The 25,394-nt window shown below is 72.1% G+C and carries 28 protein-coding genes; 18 read left to right on the plus strand and 10 right to left on the minus strand.

Annotated elements, in window-relative coordinates:
• Window positions 1-148: 148 nt before the first annotated feature.
• A complete protein-coding gene (locus tag ACWDN5_RS36700; RefSeq protein ID WP_449679519.1) occupies window positions 149-751 on the minus strand; it encodes a DUF2231 domain-containing protein in 603 nt (200 codons plus the stop codon).
• A gap of 29 nt (window positions 752-780) precedes the next feature.
• Window positions 781-1,764, minus strand: coding sequence for an SDR family oxidoreductase (locus ACWDN5_RS36705; RefSeq protein WP_449679520.1), 984 nt, complete (start codon window positions 1,762-1,764; stop codon window positions 781-783).
• Between the two features lie 107 nt (window positions 1,765-1,871).
• Here ACWDN5_RS36705 and ACWDN5_RS36710 point away from each other — a divergent pair, with 107 nt between their 5' ends.
• The 4 genes from ACWDN5_RS36710 (at window position 1,872) to ACWDN5_RS36725 (ending at window position 4,662) form a co-directional block, all read left to right on the plus strand.
• Entirely contained in the window at window positions 1,872-2,351 is a 480-nt protein-coding gene (locus ACWDN5_RS36710; protein WP_449679521.1) for a hypothetical protein, read from the plus strand.
• Window positions 2,352-2,682: 331 nt separating this feature from the next.
• A complete protein-coding gene (locus ACWDN5_RS36715; RefSeq protein ID WP_449679522.1) occupies window positions 2,683-3,117 on the plus strand; it encodes a DUF2243 domain-containing protein in 435 nt (144 codons plus the stop codon).
• Complete coding sequence (locus tag ACWDN5_RS36720) at window positions 3,114-3,851, plus strand: cytochrome c oxidase assembly protein (RefSeq protein WP_449679523.1); 738 nt, start codon at window positions 3,114-3,116, stop codon at window positions 3,849-3,851. Before ACWDN5_RS36715 ends, ACWDN5_RS36720 begins: the two co-directional genes overlap by 4 nt.
• Window positions 3,852-3,870: 19 nt before the next feature.
• Window positions 3,871-4,662: an FkbM family methyltransferase gene (locus ACWDN5_RS36725; protein ID WP_449679538.1), complete on the plus strand. Its 792-nt coding sequence runs from the start codon at window positions 3,871-3,873 to the stop codon at window positions 4,660-4,662.
• Here ACWDN5_RS36725 and ACWDN5_RS36730 read toward each other — a convergent pair.
• Window positions 4,659-6,689: an MGH1-like glycoside hydrolase domain-containing protein gene (locus ACWDN5_RS36730; protein WP_449679524.1), complete on the minus strand. Its 2,031-nt coding sequence runs from the start codon at window positions 6,687-6,689 to the stop codon at window positions 4,659-4,661. The two genes, ACWDN5_RS36725 and ACWDN5_RS36730, sit on opposite strands and share 4 nt — an antisense overlap.
• Window positions 6,690-6,905: 216 nt before the next feature.
• On the opposite strand from ACWDN5_RS36730, the gene ACWDN5_RS36735 reads away from it, so the two are divergent.
• Window positions 6,906-7,295, plus strand: coding sequence for a hypothetical protein (locus ACWDN5_RS36735; RefSeq protein ID WP_310969955.1), 390 nt, complete (start codon window positions 6,906-6,908; stop codon window positions 7,293-7,295).
• Between the two features lie 179 nt (window positions 7,296-7,474).
• Here the strand turns inward: ACWDN5_RS36735 and ACWDN5_RS36740 are convergent, their stop codons facing one another.
• Complete coding sequence (locus ACWDN5_RS36740; RefSeq protein ID WP_449679525.1) at window positions 7,475-9,457, minus strand: amino acid transporter; 1,983 nt, start codon at window positions 9,455-9,457, stop codon at window positions 7,475-7,477.
• 227 nt (window positions 9,458-9,684) lie between these two features.
• Here ACWDN5_RS36740 and ACWDN5_RS36745 point away from each other — a divergent pair, with 227 nt between their 5' ends.
• Window positions 9,685-10,089, plus strand: coding sequence for a ChaB family protein (locus ACWDN5_RS36745; protein ID WP_449679526.1), 405 nt, complete (start codon window positions 9,685-9,687; stop codon window positions 10,087-10,089).
• Window positions 10,090-10,098: 9 nt separating this feature from the next.
• On the opposite strand, the gene ACWDN5_RS36750 is transcribed toward ACWDN5_RS36745, so the two are convergent.
• Window positions 10,099-10,491 carry a hypothetical protein gene (locus tag ACWDN5_RS36750; protein WP_310969958.1) on the minus strand — a complete coding sequence of 131 codons (393 nt, stop codon included), beginning with the start codon at window positions 10,489-10,491 and terminating at the stop codon, window positions 10,099-10,101.
• Window positions 10,492-10,656: 165 nt separating this feature from the next.
• Here ACWDN5_RS36750 and ACWDN5_RS36755 point away from each other — a divergent pair, with 165 nt between their 5' ends.
• Genes ACWDN5_RS36755 through ACWDN5_RS36775 form a run of 5 tightly spaced genes read left to right on the plus strand, consistent with a single transcriptional unit; the run spans window position 10,657 to window position 15,393 of the window.
• Window positions 10,657-11,286 carry a chemotaxis protein CheB gene (locus ACWDN5_RS36755; RefSeq protein ID WP_449679527.1) on the plus strand — a complete coding sequence of 210 codons (630 nt, stop codon included), beginning with the start codon at window positions 10,657-10,659 and terminating at the stop codon, window positions 11,284-11,286.
• Window positions 11,287-11,324: 38 nt separating this feature from the next.
• Window positions 11,325-12,350 carry a chemotaxis protein CheB gene (locus ACWDN5_RS36760; protein WP_449679528.1) on the plus strand — a complete coding sequence of 342 codons (1,026 nt, stop codon included), beginning with the start codon at window positions 11,325-11,327 and terminating at the stop codon, window positions 12,348-12,350.
• Window positions 12,347-13,108 carry an ATP-binding protein gene (locus tag ACWDN5_RS36765; RefSeq protein WP_449679529.1) on the plus strand — a complete coding sequence of 254 codons (762 nt, stop codon included), beginning with the start codon at window positions 12,347-12,349 and terminating at the stop codon, window positions 13,106-13,108. Before ACWDN5_RS36760 ends, ACWDN5_RS36765 begins: the two co-directional genes overlap by 4 nt.
• Window positions 13,109-13,119: 11 nt before the next feature.
• Window positions 13,120-14,979, plus strand: coding sequence for a CheR family methyltransferase (locus tag ACWDN5_RS36770; RefSeq protein WP_449679530.1), 1,860 nt, complete (start codon window positions 13,120-13,122; stop codon window positions 14,977-14,979).
• 36 nt (window positions 14,980-15,015) lie between these two features.
• Complete coding sequence (locus ACWDN5_RS36775; RefSeq protein WP_449679531.1) at window positions 15,016-15,393, plus strand: hypothetical protein; 378 nt, start codon at window positions 15,016-15,018, stop codon at window positions 15,391-15,393.
• Window positions 15,394-15,535: 142 nt separating this feature from the next.
• Here ACWDN5_RS36775 and ACWDN5_RS36780 read toward each other — a convergent pair whose 3' ends face one another.
• Window positions 15,536-17,188 carry a glutamate--tRNA ligase gene (locus ACWDN5_RS36780; protein ID WP_449679532.1) on the minus strand — a complete coding sequence of 551 codons (1,653 nt, stop codon included), beginning with the start codon at window positions 17,186-17,188 and terminating at the stop codon, window positions 15,536-15,538.
• Between the two features lie 136 nt (window positions 17,189-17,324).
• On the opposite strand from ACWDN5_RS36780, the gene ACWDN5_RS36785 reads away from it, so the two are divergent.
• The 6 genes from ACWDN5_RS36785 to ACWDN5_RS36810 all read left to right on the plus strand — a co-directional run bounded on the left by ACWDN5_RS36785 (window position 17,325) and on the right by ACWDN5_RS36810 (window position 20,937).
• Entirely contained in the window at window positions 17,325-17,930 is a 606-nt protein-coding gene (locus ACWDN5_RS36785; RefSeq protein WP_449679533.1) for a hypothetical protein, read from the plus strand.
• Window positions 17,931-17,965: 35 nt separating this feature from the next.
• Window positions 17,966-18,268, plus strand: a complete 303-nt coding sequence (locus tag ACWDN5_RS36790) for a DUF1905 domain-containing protein (RefSeq protein WP_449679534.1) — start codon at window positions 17,966-17,968, stop codon at window positions 18,266-18,268.
• An 89-nt stretch (window positions 18,269-18,357) separates the two neighbouring features.
• A complete protein-coding gene (locus tag ACWDN5_RS36795; protein WP_449679535.1) occupies window positions 18,358-18,852 on the plus strand; it encodes a YbaB/EbfC family nucleoid-associated protein in 495 nt (164 codons plus the stop codon).
• Window positions 18,853-18,863: 11 nt separating this feature from the next.
• Window positions 18,864-19,199: a hypothetical protein gene (locus tag ACWDN5_RS36800; protein WP_310969968.1), complete on the plus strand. Its 336-nt coding sequence runs from the start codon at window positions 18,864-18,866 to the stop codon at window positions 19,197-19,199.
• Window positions 19,196-20,323: a hypothetical protein gene (locus tag ACWDN5_RS36805; protein ID WP_310969969.1), complete on the plus strand. Its 1,128-nt coding sequence runs from the start codon at window positions 19,196-19,198 to the stop codon at window positions 20,321-20,323. Before ACWDN5_RS36800 ends, ACWDN5_RS36805 begins: the two co-directional genes overlap by 4 nt.
• Complete coding sequence (locus tag ACWDN5_RS36810) at window positions 20,320-20,937, plus strand: hypothetical protein (protein ID WP_310969970.1); 618 nt, start codon at window positions 20,320-20,322, stop codon at window positions 20,935-20,937. Before ACWDN5_RS36805 ends, ACWDN5_RS36810 begins: the two co-directional genes overlap by 4 nt.
• On the opposite strand, the gene ACWDN5_RS36815 is transcribed toward ACWDN5_RS36810, so the two are convergent.
• Together ACWDN5_RS36815 and ACWDN5_RS36820 are read right to left on the minus strand one after the other, a co-directional pair.
• Window positions 20,934-21,254 carry an ATP-binding protein gene (locus ACWDN5_RS36815; RefSeq protein WP_449679536.1) on the minus strand — a complete coding sequence of 107 codons (321 nt, stop codon included), beginning with the start codon at window positions 21,252-21,254 and terminating at the stop codon, window positions 20,934-20,936. The two genes, ACWDN5_RS36810 and ACWDN5_RS36815, sit on opposite strands and share 4 nt — an antisense overlap.
• A gap of 134 nt (window positions 21,255-21,388) precedes the next feature.
• A complete protein-coding gene (locus tag ACWDN5_RS36820) occupies window positions 21,389-21,625 on the minus strand; it encodes a hypothetical protein (RefSeq protein ID WP_449679537.1) in 237 nt (78 codons plus the stop codon).
• A 1,026-nt stretch (window positions 21,626-22,651) separates the two neighbouring features.
• Between ACWDN5_RS36820 and ACWDN5_RS36825 the strand changes: the two genes are divergently transcribed.
• Window positions 22,652-23,761 carry a S1 family peptidase gene (locus ACWDN5_RS36825; RefSeq protein ID WP_310969972.1) on the plus strand — a complete coding sequence of 370 codons (1,110 nt, stop codon included), beginning with the start codon at window positions 22,652-22,654 and terminating at the stop codon, window positions 23,759-23,761.
• Window positions 23,762-23,809: 48 nt separating this feature from the next.
• Here ACWDN5_RS36825 and ACWDN5_RS36830 read toward each other — a convergent pair whose 3' ends face one another.
• Together ACWDN5_RS36830 and ACWDN5_RS36835 are read right to left on the minus strand one after the other, a co-directional pair.
• Entirely contained in the window at window positions 23,810-24,070 is a 261-nt protein-coding gene (locus ACWDN5_RS36830; RefSeq protein ID WP_176176806.1) for a GlsB/YeaQ/YmgE family stress response membrane protein, read from the minus strand.
• 152 nt (window positions 24,071-24,222) lie between these two features.
• Window positions 24,223-25,371 carry a hypothetical protein gene (locus tag ACWDN5_RS36835; RefSeq protein ID WP_449679539.1) on the minus strand — a complete coding sequence of 383 codons (1,149 nt, stop codon included), beginning with the start codon at window positions 25,369-25,371 and terminating at the stop codon, window positions 24,223-24,225.
• Window positions 25,372-25,394: the final 23 nt, after the last annotated feature.

Consider the following 25,394-nt stretch of genomic DNA (forward strand, 5'->3'; position numbering starts at 1 on the left):
CAAACGCCACCTCACCAACACCATCTACCCAGCCCTGCTCAACGACCACCACCGACTACAAACCACAACTTGACATAGAAGCTTCATTCGGGACGCCCGAGGTCCCGAATGAGTCATTCGCGACCTCGGGCGGCGGGGTCAAGCGGGGTCAGGCGGGGTTGCGCGGCTTCGCCGGGTCCTCGCCGGCGAGTTCGGCCGGCGCCAGGTCGTCGAGGGGCTGCCAGCGGAACACCCCGGCGCCCTGGGCGTAGGCCAGATGTCCGCCGAGCGCGCCGCCCGCACCCGTCGCCGCCAGACCCAGGAGGCTGAGGAGCCGTCCGCCGCGGCCGCTGCGACGAGCCGAGTAGGACGCGCCGAACAGCGCCGCCGCCGTCGCGTTGGCGGCCGCGTGGATCAGCCCCACCCGGCGTTGCCGCACGTCCAGGCTGGTGTAGTCGGCCAGGCCGAGCACGACCGCCGCCGGGACGGTCAGCAGGCCGGTCGCGATCAGGCGGCGGGCGGCGTCGCGGCCGTCCGGGAGCAGGTCGAACACCGCCGAGCACAGCCAGGCGCCGATCGGGACCGTCACCACCAGGGGGTGCAGCGGGTGCCCCAGTGCGCGCCCGCGCAACTGGCGCGTCACGCCGCCTTCGCCGTTCAGTAACCGCTGGAGCCCGGTCGCCGGGCCGTCGAGCGCCTCGGCGTCTTCGGCTTTCCGCAGGACTCGGTGCGCCCAAGCGGGCCGGACGTGACCATCGCGCATGGGATCCATACCGCGGCGGCTACCCCGCCGCGCGCCGGTCAACCGTGGCGGCGCGAGACCGCCGCGGTGAGCAGGTCGCCCGGCCGGGGCAGCGTGCCGATCAGCCGGGTGAACAGGCTGCGCCGGACCACCTTGCCGGGGTGGCTGCCGTGGACCTGCCCCGGTTCGTCCACACTGGAGTCGACGTTGTCGGTTCCGTTGTCCGGCAAGGCGTTGCGGAAGCTGCGGGAGCCGACCCGGCGCAGCGAAAGCAGCGCGTCGGCCAGCCCGGGGGAGAGCCGCTGGCCGAGGAAGAAGCCGGCCGTCGCGCCGCCGACCGGGATTTCGCGACGCGGGTGCGTCGAGGCGAACACGATGGTGTCGGCGACCGTCTCGGGCGCGTACACCGGCGGCGGGGGCTTCGGCAGCGCGCCGAGCTTGCTGCGCGCGTGTTCGAAGAACGGCGTGTCGATGGCCCCGGGCAGGATGGTGGTGACGGCGATCGGGGCGCCTTCCTGCGCGAGTTCGATGCGCAGGCAGTCGTAGAAGCCGCGCAGGGCGAACTTGCTGGCGGTGTAGGGCGCGTGCAGCGGCACGGCCCGCACGCCTTCGGCCGACGCGACACCGATCACCGACCCGCCGCCGGTCCGGCGCAGGGCGGGCAGCACCGCGCGCACGCCGTGGACGTGGCCGAGGAAGTTGACCCGCAGGACGCGCTCGAACTCCTCGTCGGTGATGTCTTCGACGCGGCCGAACACGGCCACGCCGGCGAGGTTGACCCAGGTGTCGATCCGCCCGAACTCCGCTTCGGCGGCGCGGACCAGCGCGCGGACGGCGTCCGGGTCGGCGATGTCGGTGGGGACGGCCAGCGCGGTACCCCCGCGGCCGGTGATCTCGCCGACCAGCGTGTCGAGGGCCTGCCTGGTGCGCCCGGCGCACACGACACGCGCACCCCGGGCGGCGAAGGCGAGCGCGGCGGCCCGCCCGATCCCGCTCGACGCGCCCATGAGCACGACCACCTGGTCGGACACCGGTCGGGGCATGACGCCTCCTCGTTGGTTCGCGATCCGGAAGGCGCCGGGTACCGCCGGTGGGGGCCGGACAAACCCGGCGGGGGTTTCGCCGTCGCGCCAGCGGGAAGCCGGGGACCATGACCGAACCCGACCAGAGCTACGACCCGCCGCAGGACACCGGCGAACCGGACGCCGTCGAGACCGACCCGGCGGCGCTGAACAGCGCCGAGGACCTCGACGAAGACCGCATCCGCGCCGACCCCCTGGAAGAGGGGATGGATCCCCCGGAACACTGGTCGGGCGTGACGAAGTACGGGATGACCCCGTGGGAGCAGGCCCACCCGCGCGGCCTGGGCGACCGGATCGCGGAGGAACGCCCGGACCCGGCGACGGAGGTCCCGCCGGCCGGCACCGGGGCGCGCACGGACGTGGAGGCGGACCCGGACCCGGACACGGGGGCGACGCCGGAGGAGCCGGTCCAGCTGGAGACCGTGGAGGGCGACGGCCCGCCGGTGGACACGGAACCGGACCAGGTGGGTGTCGAGGCCGGCCGGGCGACGGCGGCGGGGCCGGAGCAGGCGGCGTTGCACGTGGAGGGAGAGCGGCGGCAGGCGTGATCGGCTGAGGCCGGGCCGGGCGGCGGCTCACTCGCGGCCCGGCCCGGCCCGGCTCGGCGCGGCTTGGCGCGGCTTGGCTTGGCTCGGCTTGGCCCGGCGCGGCTTGGCCCGGCGCGGCTCGGCTCTGGCGTTGCCCGGCGCGGCTTGGCCCGGCTCGGCTCGGCTTGGCCCGGCCCGGCCCGGCCCGGCCCGGCTCGGCTCGGCTCGGTGCGGCGCGGCTCGGCTCGGTGCGGCGCGGCGCGGCGCGGCTCGGCCTGCGTGGCCGATTCTGGCGTTGCCCGGCCCGGTCTCGTCGGCGTGTGTCCCAGCCCCGGGCGGGTAGCCCGCCACCATGCCGGAAACCAGACGCTCCGCGTGGGCCGGAATCCTGACCGGGATCGGCGTGGCCGCCTTCGTCGACGAAACCGTCTTCCACCAATTGCTGCACTGGCACCACTTCTACGATCGCTCGACCACCGAGGCCGGGCTCGTCTCCGACGGCCTCTTCCACGCCTTCGGCTTCTTCGCCGTCGTCTTCGGCCTCGTCCTCGTCGCCGACCTCCGGCGCGGGGACCGGCTCTCCGGCCGCGCCCTCGCCGGCGGCGTCCTCGCCGGGGCCGGCGCCTTCCAGCTCTACGACGGCACCATCCAGCACAAACTCCTCGGCCTGCACCAGATCCGCTACGCCGTCGACCTCACCCCCTACGACTGGACGTGGAACGTCGTCGCCGTGCTGCTGATCGTCATCGGCGCCGTCCTGCTGCGCCGCGCGCGGGCGACCGCGTGAACGTTCTCCACCACGTGCCGGCGCTGCTCGCCTTCGCGGCCTACGAAGCCGGCGCGTGGCGGCTGCGGCGGCGCGGTGACCGGTGGCCGCCGATCCGGGACGTCGTCTTCGGTGCCGGGGCCGCCGCGGCGCTCGCGCCCGGCGGGTCGACGTTCACCGGGCACATGCTGCAGCACGTCCTGCTCGGCATGGTGGCGCCGGTCCTGATCGTGCTCGCCCGCCCGGTCACCCTGCTGCTGCGCGCGGTCCCGGCCGCAGCTCGCCGCCGCCTCAAGCGCCTCCTGGAAGCGGCCGGCGTGCTGGTCTTCCCGCCGGTCGCGGCCGTCCTGGAAGCGGGGAGCCTCTGGCTGCTCTACCGGACCGGCCTGTTCGCCGCGCTCGGGGACAGCCCCTGGCTGCACGTCCACGTCTTCCTGACCGGCCTGCTGTTCACCACCGCGGTGTGCCGGCTCGACCCGGTCCGCGACCGTGCCGGGCTCGGCGTCCGCGCGGGCGCCCTGATCGGCGCCGCCGCCGCGCACGCCGTGCTGGCCAAGACCCTGTACGTCTCCCCGCCGCCGGGGGTGGCGCTCGCGGTCGCGGACCGGCAGGCCGGCGCCGAGCTCATGTACTACGGCGGGGACGTCGTCGAACTCGGGCTCGCGCTGATCATCGCGCTGCAGTGGTACGCCGCCCGGGGCCGGGCCGAGGCCCGGAGCCGCCGAACGGGGGTGCCGCGCACCGCCCGTGGCTGATAAGCCTCTGCGCGTGACCATGGACACGATCGACCTCCACAGCATCAACCCGTGGGAGGTGTCCTTCCTGCGCGAGGAGGTCGGCGCCTACTTCGCCCACGGTGTCGGGCTCGCCCCCGGTGCGACCGTCCTCGACGTCGGCGCCAACGTCGGCGTCTTCTCCGCCGCCGTCTACGAACGGCTGGACGGCGACGTCCGGATCTTCGCCTTCGAGCCCCTTCCGCCCCTGCACGCGACGCTGGAGCGCAACGGCCGTGACTTCTTCGGCGGCCGGCTGAAAGCGCTGCCTTACGGACTGGCCGCCGCCGAGGACGAGCTCGACTTCAGCTACTTCCCGGCGGCGACCATCTTCTCCTCGTCGTGGCGCGACGCCGCGAACGTCGAGGACGAGCGGAAGCGGGTCACCGGCAGCGTCGTCGAGATGATCCGGCGCGGCGGGCTGGGCGCCGGGCTGCGCCGCGTGCCGGCGCCGATCCTGCGGGGGATCGTCGGGCGCAAGCTGCGGGTGATGCGGGAACTCGAAACCCACCGCGTCCGCGTCCGGCCGCTCTCGGCGGTGCTCGACGAGCTGGGCATCGAGCGCGTCGACCTGCTGAAGGTCGACGTCGAGGGTGCCGAGCTCGATGTCCTGCGCGGCCTGGAGGACCGGCACTGGCCGCTGGTCCGGCAGGCCGTCGTCGAGGTCGAAGGGTGGCGGCAGCACCGCGACACCGTCCGCGACGTCTTCGCCGCGCGCGGGTTCACCGTCGAGGCCGTGCAGGACCCCGTCCAGGAGGCCGCCGACATCGGGATGGTGTTCGCGGTCCGCTAACGGCGGAGCTCAAGCCAGTCGAGGTTGATCGCGCCGGTGTCGCCCGGGGCGTAGGACAGGGTCACCACCGGGTCGCGGCCGGTGAGCGGGACGTCGGTGAAGGTCGTGGTGCCCCAGGCGTCCCAGCTGTCGGACACCTTCGGGAAGCCGACCTGCCGGACCGGCTGCCCGTCCACCGACAGCGTCATCGTCCGGGTGTCGTTGTCGGCGTTGGCGTACCGCACGGTGAACGCGGCGCGTTCCGGCGCGGTCGTGGTGCGGTGCACGGTGAACGACGTCGACGCGCCCTGCGCCCAGAGGCCGTCGAGGAACGCGCGGCCCGAATAGCCGGTGTGGTTGACGTTCGTCTTCACGCCGCCGGTGTTGCGGGCGTCTTCGGCTTCGAGGTGTGCCGGGTCGGGGCAGCCGGTCAGGGCGGCGGTGCCCGCGGTGTCGGCGCAGCGGTCGCGGTCGTCGGGCACGCCGTCGCCGTCCCGGTCGCCGGCGGGCGCTCCGGTCAGGGTGATGGCGATCGTGTGGTCGCCGGTGAGCGTGTCCGGGATCGAGGCCGGGGCGGCCCGGCCGTCGATGCTGAAGGAGGCGATCGTGCTGCCCGCGCCGCGCAGGGCGATGGCGAGGTTCGCGCCGCGGTAGCGCAGGTTCCGCAGGGTGACGTCACCCCAGCCCGCCGGGAGGTGCGGGGCGAAGGACAGGCCGCGGTCGGTGAACGTCAGCCCGAACAGGCCGGTGTGGATCATGTCGAGGAACGCCGTGGCCGACCACGTCTGGTCCGGTTCGGACCCCCAGTGGAACTTCACCGTGTCGCCCAGCCGTTGCCAGCCGCCGTCGACGACCCCGGTGGAGCCGTTGTGGATTTCCCAGAAGCCGCTGTTGCCGCCGGCCAGCTTGGCCAGCCGCGCGGTTTCCGCCGCGAAGGCGTTCTGCTCACCCTGTCCGGCCAGGGCTTTCGCCCACAGGCCCAGGACGAGCGGCCAGACGATCGCGTTGTGCCGGCCGGGCTGCGCGTCGCTGTAGCGCGCCCAGTGCGGGAAGGTGTCGGGCATGCCCCACGGCAGCTCCCGGGCACGGGCGAGGATCGACCGCGCCTGCGCCGGGTTCGCGATGCCGAAGATGAGCGCGAACGCCAGCCCGGTGCCTTCCTGGAAGGCGCCGCGGGAGCCGTCGGCGAGCAGCTGGTAGTCGTACAGTCCGGTGGCGGGGTTCCAGAAGTTCCGGTTGATCGCCGTCCGCAGCGCGGCGGCCTTGCTCCGGTGGGCGGCGACCTCCGCCGCCGGACGGCCCAGCTTCGCGGCCATGTTCGCGGCGTTGACGTAGGCGGCGTAGTAGAGCTCGTTGGTGCTCAGGTACATCCCGCTCGCGACGCCGGGCCACGGCATGCTCCCGGTGCTGACCGACTCGGTCGCGTCGGCGGGCGGCGCGGGGTAGCCGGCGATGCCGTCGTTGAAGAAGGACGCGCCGGTGAACAGGCCGTAGGCCGGGTTGAACCCGGCCGTGGTGGCGTGTTCGCGGATCGCCAGGGTGGTCGCCGCGGTCCGGTAGGCGTCGCCGAGGAACGCCCGGTCGCCGGTGACGAGGTAGTGGTGCCACGCGGCGGTGACCCAGACCACCTGGTCCCACTGCTGGTCGTCCTGCTGCACGCGCAGGGCGCCGCCGGTGTCTTTGTCGACCACCGCCCACAGGGTGTTCTCCGCCAGCGCCGGATCGAGCAGGCTGGTGGCGTTCCAGCTGTTGATCGACGCGTCGCGCGTCCACGGCTGGTCGTAGCCGCCGCCCGCGCGGACGATGCCGGTCGCCGGGTCCAGCAGGCCGCTCCGGTCGTACCGCGCGTCGTACCCGATCGTGTTGGTGCGCAACAGGTTCTGCAGTGCGGCAGCGTAGGCGGTCCCGAACAGGGACTGGCTGTCCGGGTTGGCGAACGCGAGCGAGGGCGGTGCCGGGCTCGCCGTGGCCGGTGCGGCGCCGGCGAGCGTGCCGCACGCCGTCACCAGGGCCAGGAGCGTGGCGCCGATCCGCTGCGGGAATTTCATGACCTGTACCCCTTCCGGCCGGGCGCCATTGCACCACGGACGGGACGGTCTCTCTCCGGATGCGCCCGGATCCTGTCCGTTTCTGTCCACCACGGCGACGGTCGGCCCGGTCACCGGGCGTGATCATGATCGGCCCGGCGACCCGGCCAGGTGGCAGCGCCGGGCTCCGCCGTTGCATACTGCTGGAATGGCGCGCAGGAACCCGGAGACCGCACGGTGAGTCCCCGAGAAGGGCCGTCGCGCCCGAAATTCGGCCGCATCGACCCGTTCTGCCTGATGGCGGTGCTGCCGGTGCTGCTCGTCGCCGGCATCCTCGGCGCGCTCGTCCACATCGGGCTGGGCATCGGCTTCGCGGTGTTCGCCGGCCTGATCCTGCTGTTCGACTCCTGGGTCAACCGGCCCCGGCCGGCACCGCGGGACGAGCGCCCGGCCCGCGCACCCCGCCCGGCGACCCCACCACCGGCCCGCGGACCCGCGCGCGCACCAGGCCGCGCGCCGGCTCGCGCACCCCGCCCCCAGGACGGCCGCGGCCCCGCCCGGGCACCGGCTCGCGCGCCGGTGCGCCGCGCCGGTCCGCCGCCGGCCGGCGGTGACGGCTGGCGGTGACGGCCCCTCGCCTCGCCGCGGGGTGACTTCCGGCGTTTCGGATCGGCCCCGGTTCTCCGCGAACGGCCGGTCGACCCTTCGGCTCGCGTGATCGAAGGGTCGACACGCGTGTTTGCAGGGTCGACACGCGTGATCGAAGGGTCGACACGGCCCGGAACTGCCGTGAGCGGAGCCGGTCGTCAACCGCCGACGTGGATGCCCGGGCGGCGGGACGGGTCCTTCTCCGCGCTGCGGATGATCTCCCGCACCACCGGGGCCGTGTCGCCGCGGCCGAGGAGCAGGTAGCGGAACAGGTGGCCGAGCGGGTTGCCCTCCGACCACTCGAAGTAGCACCGGGGTCGCACGCCCGTCACGTCGCGCAGGGTGAGCAGGATCGCCGCGATCGCGTTGGGGGCCGCGGGACTGTTCGCGCGGAGGATCCGGTAGCCGTCGATCTCCACGCCGCGCACCTCGAGCACGTTGCTGAACTCCGACGGGTCCACCACGTCGATCTCCAGGAACAGGATGTCGGCCGCGCCCGGCACCGGGTTCATCCCGCGCTGCTCGGCCTCCTTCGCCGAATACTCGGCGTGGTCGCCGCCCTGGCGCTTGTTGGCGACGATGTTCAGGGCGCCGTCGTGGGCCAGTGAGTCGGCGATGAACCGGCGGGCCTCCTCGTCGAACTCGATGCGGTCGGCGCGCAGTTCCGTCGTCCGCGACACGCGGGACACCAGCGAAACGACGATGATCCCGAGGATGAACAGGGCCGAGATGGCGATCCCGTCCGGCTTTTCGATGACGTTTTCGACGAGGGCGTACAGCAGCACGAGCGTCAGGACGACGAAGCCGGCGGCCGCACCGCGCTGGCGGTGCCGGATCGCCGAGATGCTGACCGCGACCGCGCCGGAGACCATCATCGCCAGGATGCCGGTCGCGTAGGCGCCGGCCTGGGCGTTGACGTCGGCGCCGAACGCGATGGTGATGAGGATGCTGATCACCGTGTAGACGACGACCACCGGCCGGACGGCGCGGCCCCACTCCGGTGCCATGCCGTACGAGGGCAGGTACCGCGGCACGATGTTGATCAGCCCCGCCATCGCCGAGGCGCCGGCGAACCACAGGATCAGCACGCTGCTGACGTCGTAGACGGTCCCGAAGAGCTCGCCGAGTTCGCGGTGGGCGAGGTAGGCCATGGCGCGGCCGTTGGCCTCGCCGCCGTCCTTGAAGGCGTCGGCCGGGATCAGCACCGTGGTGACGAAGCTGGTCGCGATCAGGAACACCGACATGATGAGCGCGGCGGCGGTCAGCAGCTTGCGCGTGTTGCGGATCCGGGATTCCAGCTTCTCCTCGGCGTTCTTCCCGTCGGCCGCGACCAGCGGCATCATGCTCACGCCGGTCTCGAACCCGGAAAGCCCCAGCACCAGCATCGGGAACGCGATGACGGCCGGGCCGATGACGCCGGCGAACCCGCCACCGCCGGCGGTGAGCGCGTCGGTCCAGTGGGAGAGGGCGGCCGGATCGCCGAGCAGGTCGATCACGCCCGCGATCGTCACCACGGCGTTGAGCAGCAGGAAGACGGCGACGAGCGGGATGGCGACCCCGACGGCCTCGCTGAAGCCGAGCAGGAACACCCCGCCGAGGATGAGCAGCAGCACGACGGTGATCAGCACCGCGTGGCCGTGCAGGAAGCCGGGCAGGTACGGGTTCTCCAGCATGTGCACCGTGGCGTCGGCCGACGACAGCGTGATCGTGATGATCCACGACGTCGCGACGAACCCGAGCAGGGTGAGGACGAAGAGCTTCCCGCGCCAGAACGGCAGCAGGTTCTCCAGCATCGCGACCGAACCCTGGCCGTGCGGGCTTTCGCGGGCCACCCGGCGGTACATCGGCAGCATCCCGAGCAGCGTCAGCGCGACGATCAGCAGGGTCGCCAGCGGTGAGAGCGCCCCGGCGGCGAGCGCGGCGATGCCGGGCAGGTAGGAGAGGGTGGAGAAGTAGTCGACGCCGGTCAGGCACATGACCTTCCACCACGCCTGCGGCGTGCCGTGGTCCTCGCCGCCCGCGCGGCCGACCGGCGCGACGCGGTGTTCCAGCAGCCACCGCGCCACGGGCGAGGAGGGCGGCTGCGGCGGTGCCGGGCTGTCGACGCTCGCCGGTATGGTCAAATCGGGTGAAGCACCCATTTCGCCCTCTCGTCCCCTCGTCCCCGCAAAACCGTGGTGCTCAGCATGCCCGACCCCGCAGCGACGGCGCACGGGAGGCTCCGGACCGGCGGTCCTCTTCGGACGGTAGCGGCCTCCAGCGTGATTGGAGGGTCATCACGCGTGATTGAAGGGTCGACACGCGTGATGGGAGGGTCGACACGGTGCTCGCCGTTTCCCGGGCCGCGACGACGGGTAGCCGAGGTGACATGCCCGGACGCGAAGACTTGCCCAGCACGCTTCTGCGGTCGCCGCGCAAGGCCCAGGACACCTGGGTGGCCGCGCACGACTCCGCCCTCGCCACCTGCGGTCCCGGCCGGCGGGCCCAGCAGACCGCCTACTCGGCCTTGAAGCACACCTTCGAGAAGGTCGGCGACCACTGGGAACCCAAGCCGGAGCGCGGCCCGTCGGACGAGCAGGCCGCCCGGGGCGCCGGGCAGCCCGAAAAGCCGACCCACGGCGGCGTCAACGCCACCGCGAGCCGGCAGCACCTCTACGAGCGCGCCAAGCAGCTCGGCATCCCCGGCCGGTCGCGGATGTCCAAGGACGAGCTCGTCGCCGCCCTGGAGAAGGAGAACCGCCGGCGCACCGACCGGGCCCGGCGGGCCGGGTGAGGTGCCCGGTCAGAACTCGTCGGTGCCGGTGAGCTCGTGCTCGAAGGCGTCCGCGCGGGCGACGACCGATTTGAGCGGGCGCTCGAACTCCTCCTGGATGCTGAGGTCCTCCAGCGGCACGGTGTGCTTGAGCAGCGCGACGCCGTCGACCACCGCCGCGCCGCCGACGGCCGAGCCGCCCGCCAGCTCGAGGAACCGGCGCAGGTCGACCTTGTCGGCCCAGCCGACCGGGGAGGAGAGCTCGATCCACGAGCCGCCGTCGAGCTCCGCGAGGTGATGCACCGTCACCTGCTGCGTCCGGTCCCGCGGGCCCTCCAGCCGGAACCGCAGCCAGTCCTCCGACTCCTCGAGGACCTCGTACCGCGTCCGGACAAAGTTGATCACGTCGATCCAGGTGGTCACCCGCTGCGCCTCCCGCCTTCGGCCTGCCTGCGCGGTCGAGCATCTCACGTCCGCGTGGACAACGGTCCGCTGGTTGCCGGAGCGGTTCCGTGCCACGATGAAAGCCGTGCGGAGCCGTCCAGCAGCGCGGCGGGTTTCGCCGGAGATCGCCGGCGGTGAGCACCGGTGACCACCGGCCATCCGGCGCGGTTCCCGGTCGTCGCCCTGGTCGCCTCGGCCGGCGGCCTGGACGCCTTCGCGCGGGTGCTCGGCCCGCTGCCCGCGGACTTCCCGGCGGCGGTGCTCGTCGCCCAGCACCTCGACCCGTTCCGGACGAGCCACCTGGCCTCCATCCTGGCCGAGCGCACCGCACTCCGGGTGGCCGAGGCCGCGGACGGCGACGAGCTCGTCCCCGGCGTGGCGCTGGTCGTCCCGGCGGGCCGGCACCTGCTGCTGACGCCGGAATCGCGGGTCGTGCTGGTGGACGCCGGTGCCCTGCCGCCGGCGCGGCCGTCGGCGGACCTGCTGCTGGCCACCCTCGCCGTGACCTGCGGACCGCGGGCGGTGGCCGTGGTCCTGACCGGCAAGGGCACCGACGCCCAGGCCGGGATCCGTGCCGTCGCCCGCTGCGGCGGCACCGTGTTCGCCCAGGATGAGGCGACGTCCGCGCACTTCGGCATGCCCGGCGCCGCCATCCGCACGGGCCTGGTCCACGCCGTGCTGCCGCTGCCCGGGATCGCCGCCGCCGTGCTCGCCCACGTCTCGTCGGCGAGCGACCGGGTGTTTAGCCCGGACGGTGGGGGCTACCCGGTGTAGTGAACGGTCTCCACTACCGTGAGCTCCACAGTGAGGAGGTGGGCGCGGTGCCACCCTTCCGGCGTGACCTCGTGGTCGTCGGTGCGTCGGCCGGCGGGGTCGAGGTGCTGCGCACGGTGGTGTCGGCGCTGCCGCCGGACTTCCCCGCCGCGGTGCTGGTCACCATGCACCTGTCCGCCGGGACGCAGAGCGCGCTCGCCCGCATCCTCGATCGGGCGGGCCCGCTCCCGGCCCGGGAGGCGCGCCACGGCGCGCCGATCGAGCCGGGCACCGTGTCCGTCGCGCCGCCGGACCGGCACCTGCTCACCGGCGACGGGATTCTCGTCCTGACCCAGGGGCCGACCGAGAATGGGCACCGCCCGGCGATCAACGCGACCTTCCGGTCGGCTGCCCTGACCGGCGGTCCGAGGGCCATCGGCGTCGTGCTCTCGGGCGTGCTGGACGACGGCGCGGCCGGGCTGCGCGCGATCGCCGACCGGGGCGGCGTCGCCGTCGTCCAGGATCCGGCCGACGCGCTGTACAGCGGCATGCCGGAGAACGCGCTGGCCCAGGTGGACACCGAGCACGTGGTGCGGGCCGGCGAGCTCGGCGCGCTGCTCGACAAGCTGGTCCGGATGCCGGTCGAGCCGGCCGAGCTCCCCCCGCCCCCGGTGTCCCTGCTGCTGGAGGACCGGATCGCCCGCGAAGCGGTCCGCGCCGGCGCGCTCCCGGACGCCGAGCGGGACGACGGATCCGGGTACACCTGCCCGGACTGCCAGGGCTCGCTCACCGAGGTCGGCCCCGGCCGGTACCGCTGCCGGATCGGGCACGCCTGGTCGGCGCAGGCCCTGCTCGCGGCCCACGACGGCGAGTTCCGGTTCGCGCTGCAGAAGGCCTTGCGCGCTCTCGACGAAAAGGCGGGGCTGGCCCGGAAGCTGGCCGCCCAGCTCTCCGGACGGCACCCGAGCGGGCTCTCGGACCGCTATGCGGCGTCGGCCAGGGAAGCCGCGCAAGCCGCGGAGACCCTGCGCCGGTTCCTGCTCGAGACGACCGACGGCGCCGGGGAGGAAACGGCGGCACCATGAGTCACACCCCCGTCCACCTGACCGTCGGCCGCCGCGAAGAGGCGACCGTCGTGCAGGTCAGCGGTGAACTGAACCTTGGCTCGTACCCCGTCCTGCGCGACGGCCTGCTCAAGATCGCCACCGACGCGCCGGACGGGCTGGTGGCCGACATCGGCGAGCTGGCCATCGCCGACTCCTCGCTGGTGAGCGTGTTCTCCCTGGTCGCCATGCGGATCGGCGACTGGCCGGGCATCACGTTCGCGATCGTCGCCGAGGCGGGGCAGCGGCCGCTCCTGAGCCGGCACGTGGTCGACCGCTACGTCCCGGTCCGCGCCGACCTGGTGGCGGCGATCGCGGCCCTGGACCACCCGGTACGCCGCCGGAGTGAACGCACCTTCACCCGCGGGGAAAGCACTTCGGCGCGCGTCCGTGAGTTCGTGACGCGCCGGTTGCTCGAGTGGGAGGTGGCCGAGCTCGCCGAGGACGCCCGCCTGATCGCCACCGAGCTGGCCGAGAACGTCCTGCGGCACACCGCATCCGAACCGAAGGTGCGGCTCGACCTCCGCCGCGGGGTGTGCACGGTGGCCGTGGCCGACCAGGACACCCGGCCGGCGATGCTGCTCGAACGGCTGTCCCCGTTCGAACCGGGCATGGGGCTGAAGCTGGTCGCGCAGGTCGCCCGTTCGTGGGGCTGCAGCCGGTCGTGGGCCGGGGGCAAGGTCGTCTGGGCCGTGCTGGTTCCGAGTGCCCGCACCACCGGTGACCGTCCGGCCGGGTAGCGTGTCGGACCGTGACCGAGCCCAAGGAACCCAACGGCGAGTTCGAGTCCGTGCTCACCTACCTCAAGGAGTCGAGGGGCTTCGACTTCACCGGGTACAAGCGGAGCAGCCTGATGCGCCGGGTCCGCCGCCGGATGAGCCAGGTCGAAATCGACAGCTACGCGGACTACATCGACCAGCTCCAGGTCAACGCCGACGAGTTCGTCGCGCTGTTCAACACGATCCTGATCAACGTGACCGGGTTCTTCCGCGATCCGGACGCGTGGGAGCACCTGCGGGAGCACGTGCTGCCGGCCCTGCTGGCCGAGCGCAGTCCCGAAGAGCCGATCCGCGTGTGGAGCGCGGGCTGCGCGGCCGGGCAAGAGGCCTACAGCCTCGCGATGCTCTTCGCCGACACCCTCGGCGTGGAGGCGTTCCGGCAGCGGGTGAAGATCTACGCCACCGACGTCGACGACGAGGCACTGGCGCAGGCCCGGCACGCGGCCTACACCCCGGCGGAGGTCGAAGGGCTCAGCGAGGCGCAGCTGGAGCAGTTCTTCGAGCTGCAGGGCAGCCGGTACTGCTTCCGCAAGGACCTGCGCCGTTCGGTGATCTTCGGCCGCAACGACCTGGTGCAGGACGCGCCGATCTCGCGGATCGACCTGCTGGTCTGCCGCAACACGCTGATGTACTTCAACGCCGAGACCCAGACCAAGATCCTGGAACGGTTCCACTTCGCCCTCGCGCCCCGCGGCGTGCTGTTCCTCGGCAAGGCCGAGATGCTGTTGTCCCACACCAGGATCTTCGAGCCGGTGGACCTCAAGCGCCGGGTCTTCCGCAAGGCCGTCAACGCTCCGGTGAGCTTCAACCACTTCGTGTCCCACAGCTTCCCGCAGCGGCGCACGCAGGACATCTCCGGCCTGGAGGAACTGCGTGAGCACGCCTTCTCGGCGAGCCCGGTCGCGCAGATCGTCTTCACCGAGGGCGAGACCACGGCGCTGGTCAACGCGCAGGCGGAAGTCGCGTTCGCACTGTCCGAACGCGACATCGGGCGGCCGTTGCGCGATCTGGACGTCTCCTACCGCCCGGTGGCGCTGCGCGCGTACGTCGAGCAGGCCCGGCTGGAACGCCGGTCGCTGCGGATCAAGGACGTCGAGTGGCGCCGGGCCGGCGAGACCGTCTGGTACGAGGTGCACGTCAACCCGCTGGTGAACAAGGACAAATCGCTGCTCGGCGTCTCGGTGGTGTTCCACGACGTGAGCTGGGCACGCCAGCTGCTCACCGAGCTGGAGCACACCAACCGGCAGCTGGAGTCGGCCTACGAGGAACTGCAGTCGACCAACGAGGAGCTCGAGACCACCAACGAGGAACTCCAGTCCACAGTGGAGGAACTGGAGACGACCAACGAGGAACTCCAGTCCACGAACGAGGAACTGGAGACGATGAACGAAGAGCTGCAGTCCACCAACGACGAGCTGCAGACGATCAACGACGCCCTGCGCGAGCGCAGCCTCGACCTCGACGAGGTGAACGAATTCCTGGAATCGGTGCTCACGTCCATCCGGGCCGGCATCGTCGTCATCGACGCCGAGATGCGGATCAAGGCGTGGAACCGCGGCGCCGAGGACCTCTGGGGCGTGCGGCGGGAGGAGGCCGAAGGCACCCACCTGCTGAACCTGGACATCGGCCTCCCGGTCGCCGACATCCGCCCGGTGGTCCGCGAAGCCCTGTCGGACGCGACCTATTACGGCGAGCTGATGCTCGACGCGATCAACCGCCGCGGCCGCGCGGCGGTCGTCCGCCTGCTGTGCAGCCCGCTGCGCGCCCCGAACGGCGAGAGCCACGGCGCGCTGCTGATGATGGAGGAGACGAAGTCCGAGCAACCCGAGTGATTGCGGCGGCGCCCGCCGGGTGCTATCCGTTGATCCATGGGGTTGACCAAGGTGTGGCTCGCGACCCTCAGCGACGGCCTGCTGAGGGCCGACCAGGTCGTCGGCCTGACGGCGCACGCGACACCGGCACTGACCGGCAAGCCACCGCGCTGGCTGCTCGACGCCACGATCCGCACGGCGGCGGGCAGCGGCAGCGGGGACGGGTGGGACATCGGCATCCTCCACCGCACGCTGATCCAGACGCCGGCGGAGCCGGTGGGGGCGCCGGAAGCGCTCGCCCGCCTGCTGGCCCGGCTGGATGGCGAGGACGCGGCGGGGTTGGTCGCCGCGGTGGTCGACAGCGGCAGCCGGGTGCCGAGCGTGGTGCGGTTCGCGTTCCGCCCTTTCGAGGACGACGAGGGTTCCGGGGCCTGACGCCGACCTGGTGGGCGCGGCGATCCGGCCGAGGTTCCCGTGTTTGCTCGGCTGGACGGCGGGCCGAGCGAGGTCGTTTGGCGGCGTGCGTGATTGCGGGGCCAGGGCTCCGGCGACAAGCGTCGCCGGAGCCCCGCGGCCGCTACTTGGTCAGCGCCGCGATGCGGCCGAGGACCTCGTCCTCACCCAGGGCCTGGGTGATCGCGTGCAGGTCCGGGCTGCGCGTCGACCCGGTCAGCGCGATGCGGATGATCTGCGAAGCCTCGCGGATCGAACCCGGGAAGCCCTCGGGGTTCTTCTTGAACTCCTTGGCGTTGCGGGCGAAGCCGTGCTTGGCCGCGACCGTGCGGATCTGGTCGAACCACTCCTGGCCGTCGTCGAGCTGGCGGTAGTCCGCCGCGAAGTCGCGGGCCACCGCCCGGACGACCGCCGGGTCGACGCCCAGGGCCGCGATGCGCTCGTCCTCGGGGCCGGTGACCGCCGCGTGCAGCTGCGGGAAGAAGAAGCCGTAGACCGCGCGGAACTCGCTCCACTTCTTCAGGTCCTTGCGCGGGTTCTCCGCCCCCTCGCGCTCGACCGCCAGCGCGCGCAGCGCGAGGTCCGGCTCCTCGTCCAGGACCCGGCGCAGCTCGGGGTCGAACCGCTCGGCCCAGCCGCGCACGGCCTCGAGGATCTCGGCGCCGGACAGCGTCGCGATGTGGTCGGCCGAAATGTCGTCCAGCTTGACCAGGTCCACCAGCGGGCCCGCCACGCCGCACTCGGCGAGGTTGATCGGCTCGGTCAGCGCCTGCTCCAGCGGCATTTCCGCGAGCCGGCCGTTGACGAGGCCGCGCAGGTAGTACAGCACCGCCTCGGCGGGGTAGCCGGTCTCGATGAAGAAGTCGACCGACGCTTCCGGGTCCTTGCGCTTGGACAGCTTGCGCTTGCTGCCGCCCTCCTGCTTCATCAGCGGCGCGATGTGCGCGTAGGTGATCGGGTCGAAGCCGAGCGCGTCGAACAGCTGCTGGTGCACCGGGACCGACGAGATCCACTCGTCGCCGCGGATCACCAGGTTCACCCGCATGAGGTGGTCGTCGACGGCGTGCGCGAAGTGGTACGTCGGCAGCCGGGGGCTCTGGTCGGAGCTCTTGAGGATGACGACGTCGTTGCGGTTCGCCTCGGCTTCCAGGGGCCCGCGGATGGCGTCGGTGAAGCGGGCGCGGGCACCCGTGTCGTCGGGGGCGCGGAACCGCACGACGTACGGGGCGCCGGCGTCGAGCTTGGCCTGGACGTCGGCCGGGTCGGCGTCGCGCCAGATCGCCCAGCTGCCGTAGTAGCCGGTCGGCAGCTTGGTGGCCTGCTGCCGCTGGGTGATGGCGGCCAGCTCCTCCTTGGTGGCGAAGTCGAGGTAGGCCTTGCCCTGGCGCAGCAGGTCGCGGACGTAGCTGAGGTAGATCCGCTCGCGGGCCGACTGCTGGTACGGGCCGTAGCCGCCGCCGCGGTGGATGTCCTCGTCGGCGGCGAGGTGGAAGTAGGAGAAGCCGCGCTCGAACTGCTCGAGGACGCCCTCGACCTCGCGGGACTGGTCGGTGTCCTCGATGCGCACGAGGTAGCGGCCGCCGGAGCGCCGGGCGACGTCCTGGTCGATCAGGCCGACGTAGACGCCGCCGAGGTGGAGGGAGCCGGTCGGCGACGGGCCCAGGCGCGTGACCAGCGCGCCTTCGGGCAGGTCGCGGGCGGGGTACTGCTGCTCCCAGTGCTCGGGCTCGGGCAGGTCGGCAGGGAAGAGTGCGTCGATGACCGCTCGGTCCAGCATGGGTTGTTCTCCCGCTTCGTGGTGCGCTTGCCTCGGCGAAAATGGCCGGTTTCGCCGACGACGAGCCTAGCCGTGCGGCCTGCCGCCCCACCCGGGCAGGTGGTGCTCGGCAGGCCGTGGTGCTAGCTTGCCGGGAATGCGTGGACGATTTCCTTTCGCCAGAACGCTTTCCGCCTTGACGGCCCTCCTGGTGTTCCCGCTGACCGGGACGGCGCCGGCTTCCGCGGCGCCGGGCCGCGAGTGCGCGAGCCCGTCGATCGACCGGCTGCAGCAGTGGCTGGCCAGCGGCGAAGGGACGACCGTCCCGGCCACCGGGAGCCTGCTCGTGCCCGAGGGGCGCCGGTATGCGGCCAGGGTGACGTTCCTGAACGCCGAGTGGCACGTGGCCGTCGTCTGGCTGGGCAACCGGTTCGAGGCGCAGGCCGACCTGTCCCGGTCGGCGGGATTCCTGCTGACCTACCGCGCGACCGAAGACCTCTACGTCCAGCTGCGCCCGGCGTCGCACTGGAGCGGCGGCGACAAGTGGCTGACGCTCGTGCCGTCGACGGGCGGCCGGCTGGTGACGAAGTTCTTCAGCTTCTCGCCGCGCCGGTGGACGTCGCTGCCGGAGCTGGGGACGCCGTCGTACTCGTTCGCCTCGGCGCTGCGCGAAGCGCGGGGGCTGGTGTTCGTCGGCAAGACGCCCAACGAGCTGGAATTCCGCGGCCTGCGCATCGACGGCTACCGGCCGCCCTGCCTCTGACGGAAATTGTCGGTGCCCCGTGTGACACTGCGGGCGTGATCATCGTCTTCGAGGCCGAGCTGTGGGAATGGGACGCCCGGCGCACCGAGAGCTGGGTCTTCGTCAGCCTGCCCGCCGACGCGTCGGAGGACATCCGCGAGCTCGCCGCCGGGCCGCGGCGCGGGTTCGGTGCGGTGCGCGTCCGGGTGACGATCGGCGCCACGAGCTGGCAGACGTCGATCTTCCCGGACAGTGCGCGCGAGGCCTACGTCCTGCCGGTGAAACGCGCCGTCCGGAACGCCGAAGGCCTCGGCGTGGGGGACACCTGCACCGTCACCGTGGAGCTCGTCGATTTCTGAGCGCGCGATCGGCGCGAAACGCGATCGGCGGCGGAACGGATCTGTCATGATGCGGGCACAGGGCCCCGAACCGCGCAAAGGGAGACACGATGTCCGCCCAGATGGACGAGCTGATCGCCCAGTTCCAGAACTTCCAGAACAAGGTGCGGCAGGCCGAGGCCCGCTTCGCCGGCGTCGGCGACATGCAGGAGCGGATCGCCCGGCTGGAGACCACCGTGACCTCGCCGGACGGCACCGTGACCGTCACCGCGGGCGCCGGCGGGACCATCACCGACCTGCGGCTCACCGCCGGGGCCACCCGCGTCGAGGCCGGGCAGCTGGCCGCGACGATCATGGCCACCATCCGCCGGGCGGCGGCCGGGGCCGCGCAGCAGCAGGCCGGCATCGTGGACGAGACCTTCGGCGACGCGTTCGGCGTCGACGTCTCGGCGCAGGTGCGCGAAGCCCAGGCGGAAGCGTTCGGAACCACGGCGGCCGAACCTGCGTCGGACCCTCAGCCGCGGCAGCCGTCGCGGCCCGTCCGCCGGCCCGTCGCCGGGGACGACGACGACTTCGACCAGGGCCCCATCCTCCGCCGATCCTAGGGAAACCCGCGATGCCAGACGGAATCCAGACGAACATCGGGGCGATCTCCGCCTACGCCAAGCAACTGCCGTTCTACGAGCAGGAAGCGGACAAGTTCGGCGCGAAGATCGACGCCGCCGACGTCACGAACGAAGCTTGGGGACTTGTCGGCCTCTGGGCCAAGCAGGGCTACACCGACCGCCTCGCCGAGCTGCGTTCGCTGCTCACCGACCTCAAGGACGGCGTGGACGGGTTCACCACGAAGCTGACCAAGGCCGCGGAGATGTACCAGGGCGCCGAAGACGCCGGGAAGGTCACCTTCGGCCGGTACGAGGCGGAAATCGACGCGATCGGACAGGGCGAGTGACCGAGCCGAAGAAGAGCATCGCCGACGCGCTGGACGTCGGGGCCTACGACGAGAGCATGGGCGCGAACCTCGACCGCGCGGCCGGGTTCGTGCCGGTGGCCGGCACCGCCTACAAGGCGGGCAAGAAGATCGGCGAGCACGCCCGGCAGGCCGCGGAGGCGGACGGCCCGGGCGAGCTGGCCTCCGCGGGAGCGGCGCTGGTGGGGGACGGCGCGGCGTTCGTCGGGGCCGCGGCCGCCGACATGGTCACCTTCGCGATGGACCCGATCGGGTGGCTGGTCAGCCACGGCCTCAACATGCTGCTCGAACTGGTCCAGCCGCTGCAGGACGCGCTGCACCAGGTCACCGGCGACGGCCCGGCCATCGGCCACGCGTCGGAAAACTTCGTCACGATCGCGCAGGGCTTCGTCGCGCTGGCCGACGACTTCGAGCGCACCGGCGACACCGCGCTGGCCGAGTGGGTGGACGAAGCCGGCAACGCGGCGAAGGAAGCGCTGGGCGACTTCTCCTCCGGCATCCGCGGCATCGGCTCGGCCGCCGGTTCGGTGGCCGAAGTGCTGCAGATGTGGTCGATGGTCATGGTGGTCATCGAAGAGGTGATCAAGGGGATCATCACCGAATTGGTGTCCTGGCTGATCACGCTGTGGCTGCCGGCGCTGGCGGCGTCGGTGATCAGCTTCGGCGGCTCGGTGGCGGCCGCGATGACCGCGTCGATCGCCAAGGCGGCCAGCGTGCTGCAGAAGGTGACGCGCTACCTCGGCAAGTTCGGCAAGCTGCTCGACAAGTTCATGGAGTTCCTGGTCCGGTACTCCGGGAAGCTCGAGGTGTTCGCCCGCAAGCTGCGCATCGGCGTGATGCCGGGCGAGACGAAGTTCGGTTTCGGCGCGGTCGCCCAGGGCTGGCAGCCGAGCAACCGGGCGCTCACGACGATGTTCGGCACCTCGGCCGGGGTCAAGCCGTTCCTGGCCGGCGCGGGTGTGAAGGCCGGCATCGGGGCGGGCAAGGGCGCGTTCGCCGAAGGCAAGGAAGCTGTGTCCGCCGAGGGGGATGAGCCGTGGTTCGACAAGAGCGAGATCGGCGGGGACCGGAGCCCGGAGGAGACGCGCAAGGATCTCGACATTTGAGCGAGCGCATCGACCGCTGGGCCGAGGACACCCGGGTCCGGCCCGGGCACCGCGAGCGCGTCGAGGCGCTGCTGCGGGACCGGTGGCACGAGCCGGTCATCGTGCTGCACCTCGGCGACACCGACGTCGGCTACGACGTCCCCGGCCGCCGCCGGGACGGCACCGTCGTCGGGAAGCGGCTGATCCGGCGGTTCTTCTGGAACATCCTGCGCGGGATCGGTGCCGCGGTGTTCGGCGTCTTCGCCCTGGCGCACGGCGAACGGCCGGGGCTGCCGTTCCAGCGCGTGATCGGCGTCACCGGCCCGGAGAACGCGATGGCGCTCGACCTGGCCGACCGCCTCCGGTCCGTGGGGGGCGCGTGGCTGGCGTGCTCGCCGTCGTGCCTGGCGGTGGTGGACACCGGGGCGACCTCGACCGACCCGGCCGACGCGCCACCGCCGCGGATCGTCTGGGAAGCGCGCAAGCCGCAGGCGCCGGAGCTCAGCTTCCGCAAGAGCACGCTGACCTGGCCGGACGGCTCGATCTTCCGGCTGCCCGTGCAGGGCCGCACCGAGCAGCAGCACCTGCGGAAGTTCGTCGAGTTCCCGGACATCGTCCACTGGAACGGCCGTTAGTCCGCTTCGCTGGTGCAGGCCAGGCGGGCCCAGACGACCTTGCCGTCGTCGTGGTGGCGCACGCCCCAGGCGAGGGTGAGCTCGTCGACCAGCAGCAGGCCCCGGCCCCCGGCGCGGCCGGGAACCCGCAGCCGCGGTTCGCCGGGGCCGGTGTCGGCGACCGCCACGGTGACCACGCACGGGTCGTGCGCGAGGTGCAGCCGCAGCTGGCTCGGCCCGGTGGCGTGGACGTAGGCGTTTTCCAGCAGCTCCCCGATGACGATCACGGCGTCGACCCGATCGGCCTCGGCGAGCGTCGCCAGCCGGCCTCGGCCCACCGGCGCGCAGAGGTCACCGCGGCGGGGTCCGCTCCGGCCACGTCGAGCACCTGCAATCCCGCGCCCCAGTTCACGTGCATTCCTCCTTCTGCGGAGGGCTACCCGTGAATCCGGCGGTTACTCATGCGGGTCGGCTAGGGGTGGCCGATCCGCCAGAGGAAGGCGGCGCGCAGGGCGTCGATGAGGGCTTCGTCGTCGCCTTCGCTGGGGCGCTCGCCCATCGGCAGCCAGAGCCCTTCGTCGGGGATGCCGGCGATGACGCGCGTAAGCGTGACACCCGGATAGCTGAGCGTCTCAGGTCCCCCATCGACATCGGAGACGACGACGCGCCGGGACTCCGCCCGGACGAGCACCTGCCGCTGGTCGTTCATGTCGCGCGTCTTCCCCGGAACCCGAAACCCTTGCCGCCGTCCAGCATAGACACGCAAAGCGGCGAACACCTTCGGGCGAACAGCGGATTCTCGTTCACATCAGCTCAAGAACCGCTGCGCCCCAACATCTCCGCTGGCGGACACGGCGCGCTCCGAGGGGGAGGAGAGCACGCCGCGCCCGTCTTCGAACGGTACGCCGCGGGGCAGAAGGCGGCGGAGGAACCACTCGTACGCCGGAGCGGCCCACGGTGACCGTTTTTGTCGGTGGTGGCCGATACGCTGGACCCGGGGGGCGCCCCCGCGGGCGCGCGCGGGTTGGAGGTTTGCTCGGCGGGCGGTTTGTGTTGTGGGGTAAGGGTTTCCGGCGGGTGGGAGTGTTGGGTCGGGGGTAGTGGCCGGTTTCCGGGCTGGGGTGAGGTTCGGATGTCGGCGAGTGGGGCGGGAATCGGGCTGTAAGCGAGCCGACCGCCGCCAAGCCGGCCGTCGAGCGAGTCGCCGAGTCAGCCGCGGAGGCGCCCGCCGAGCCGGCTGCGAAGCCAACTGCCGGGCGAGCCGCGAGGCCAGCTGCCGAGCCGGCTGCGAAGCAGCCGCAAAACCAGCCGCCAAGCCGCCGCCGAGGCGGCCGCAAGGCAAGGCGCCGCCGAGCGGGCCGCAACGCCGCCGCCGAGCCAGCCGCAAGGCCAGCTGCCGAGCCGGCCGCCAAAGCCAGCCGCAGGGCCGCCGCCGAGCCGGTCGCAAGGCCAGCCGCCGAGGGAGTCGCCCGGCGAGCCGCAAAGCCAGCCGACGGGCGAGCCGCAAAGCCGCCACAAAGCCACCGCAAACCGCCCCACTGTCCGGTTGCTCTGCGCGGCCCACCGCTGGGCGAATTGCCCGGTACCTATCTTTTGTCCCATCCGACGAAAGTCGGTACCGCCCCACCGGCTCACCGCAGCACCCTCGATCCACTGCCGGCCACAACGCCGGCTCGGCCGGTGCCGCCACCCTGGGTGCCGGCTTCGTCCGCGATCGCGAAAGTGAGTTACCGGCATGCGCAGAACGTCCCCGGGACACCACCTCCTCGCCCGCTCCGCCACCGCCCTCGTGGCCGCCGCCGCGGCCATCGGGTTCAGTACCGCCGCGAACACCGCCGGCGCCGAGACCATCGAGGGCTACTCCGCCACCGTGCAGCAGGAAGCCGTCGCCTCCCTCGCCGCCGAGGCCGGGATCAGCGAATCCGCCGCCGTTGCCCTGCTGCGGACCCAAGCGACCAGCGTCGGCACCCTGCAGCGCGTCACCGCTTCCCTCGGGTCCCGCGCCGCCGACGGTTACCTCGACGACGCCGCCCAGCCCGTCGTCAACGTGCTCGACCAAGCTGCCGTCGACCAGGCGAAGCAAGCCGGCGCGCAGGCGAGGCTGGTCAAGCACTCCAGTGCCGCCCTGGCGAGCGCGCAGGACGCCCTGCAGGCGCTGCCCGCGGTGACGCACACCTCCATCGGGCTCGACCCCAAGGCGAACCAGGTCGTGCTGACCGTGGCCGACGCGGCCAAAGGCACCGACGCGCTGCTGAAGGCGGCCGCCTCGCTCGGTGACCGGGTACGCGTGGAGCGGGTCGCCGGGGAGATGCACACTGCGATCTACAACGGCGAAGCCATCACCGGTGGCGGCACCCGCTGCTCGGCGGGCTTCAACACCAACCGCGGCGGGCAGAACTACCTCATCGATGCCGGGCACTGCACCCGCGCCGTCTCGCAGTGGAACGTCGGCCCGTCGCAGGGGGCGAGCTTCCCCACCAACGACTACGGCCTCATCCGCAACACCACCGGCAGCGCACCCGGCGCCGTCACCCTGTGGAACGGTTCGACCCAGCGGATCAGCTCGGCCGGCACCGCGACCGTCGGGCAGCGGATCAGCAAGAGCGGCAGCACCACGCACCTGACCTCGGGCTCGGTGCAGCGGACCAACGTGACGGTGAACTACGCCGAAGGTTCGGTGTACCAGCTGATCCAGACCAATGCGCTGGTCAACCCCGGTGACTCCGGCGGCTGCCTGTTCGCTGGCAGCGTCGGCCTGGGCATCACGTCCGGCAAGGGCAGCGGGACCTCCTACTTCCAGCCGGTCGGCGAGGCGCTGAGCGCGTACGGCGTCACGCTGAACTGAACCGTGACCAGTGGGGGCGCCACATCCGGCGCCCCCACTGCCATCGCGTCAGTCGCGGCGGTGGAAGATGAGCCGGTAGCCGGCCAGGATGATCAGCGCGCCCAGGATGGCCAGGCCCCAGGTGCGCAGGTCGAAGAACGTGCCGAGCTGGGTGTGGAACAGCGTCTTGCCGATCCAGCCGCCGACGAACGCGCCGGCGATGCCGAGCAGGATGGTGATGATGCAGCCGCCCGGGTCCTTGCCCGGCATGAGGGCTTTCGCGATCACCCCGGCGATGAGACCCAGCACGATCCAGGCGATGATGCCCACGGGGTTGTCCTCTCGTCCGCTACCTCTTGACGGCACAGGATGACAGGCAGCGGTCCCGCGAGCGCGCCGAGCCACGCCGACGTGATCCGGATCTCACCCGACGGCGCAACGGCCCGTCCGGGATGTCCCCGGACGGGCCTTTTCCGGCCTGCTCAGCCACCGCCGTAGGTGGCCTGGGTGACGGCGAAGACGTTGCGGTTGCCCGCGCCCTCCTGCAGCGACCACAGCAGGTCGGCGGCGGTGTCGTCCTCCCAGTAGGAAAGGCTCTCGCCGCTGCTGACCCAGGCGAAAGTCTGCGAGGCGGCCGACGGCTTCCAGTAGTAGAGCTGCTTCGAACCGGACGACTGGAACCACCAGCGGCCGTTGTGCGAGGCGACGCCGTTGAGCTTGTACCAGGGCAGCTGCAGCGCCTGGCTCGCCGTCGTCGTCGCGGCGAACGTGCCGCCGGCGGCGAACGGGTAGCGGATCGCCCGCGGCGCCCGGTTCGGGTAGTCGGTGCAGCCGGACGAGCAGGTGTACTCGGTCATCACGATCGACTTGCTGACCCGGTCGAGGGAGATCGACGACCACGCGAGGTTCGTCCCCGACGTCGTCTTCGAGGAGATCGTGCCGACCTGCGGCAGGACGTAGCCGTAGTTGTGGGCGTAGTACGTGCTGCCGGTCTGGTGGCCGATCTGGTCGGCCGTGCCGCCGGTGTTCGTCTTGAGGATCTTGCGCATGTCGAACACGCGCATGCCCTTCCCGGTGTCGGCGACGTAGAGGTAGTCGCCGTACCAGGACATGCCGCCGGCGTGGATCGGGATGTCCTTGAAGTCCGGCGCGTCCGCGGTGCCGGTCGGCTCGACCAGCAGGATCTTGCGGTAAGCGTTCGGGTAGTCGGCGTCCCAGTCGACCAGGGTGATCCGGCTGCGCTGCTGGCCGCCGTCGCAGCCGTCCTTGGTGTACCAGCTGACGGCGACGAGCTGGTGCCCGTCGTAGTTGCCGCCGTTGGCCGTCCCGACGGCGTCGCGGCTGGTGGTGATGCCCTGCGGGTAGTTCGTGCAGTCGGAGTTGTCGCCGCTGTCGAACCGGAACCCGGTCTCGAGCCCGGCGACGGAGAACGACGACGGAAGCGCCGTGCGGTCGTGGTTCGCGTTGTCCATCACGGTGTGGACGGCCGCGGTGCCGAGCTTCGACACCAGGGCGCCGTTCACGGCGTCGAACTGGTTGTAGTTGGCGGTCAGGGTGTACTGGTCGGCGGGCAAGGTCGACGGCGCGGCCGCGGCGGCGGAGGCCGGCGCGGCCGCGAGGCCCGCCAGCACCCATCGCAAAAGAACACAACTCA

Source organism: Amycolatopsis sp. NPDC003731 (assembly GCF_053586895.1).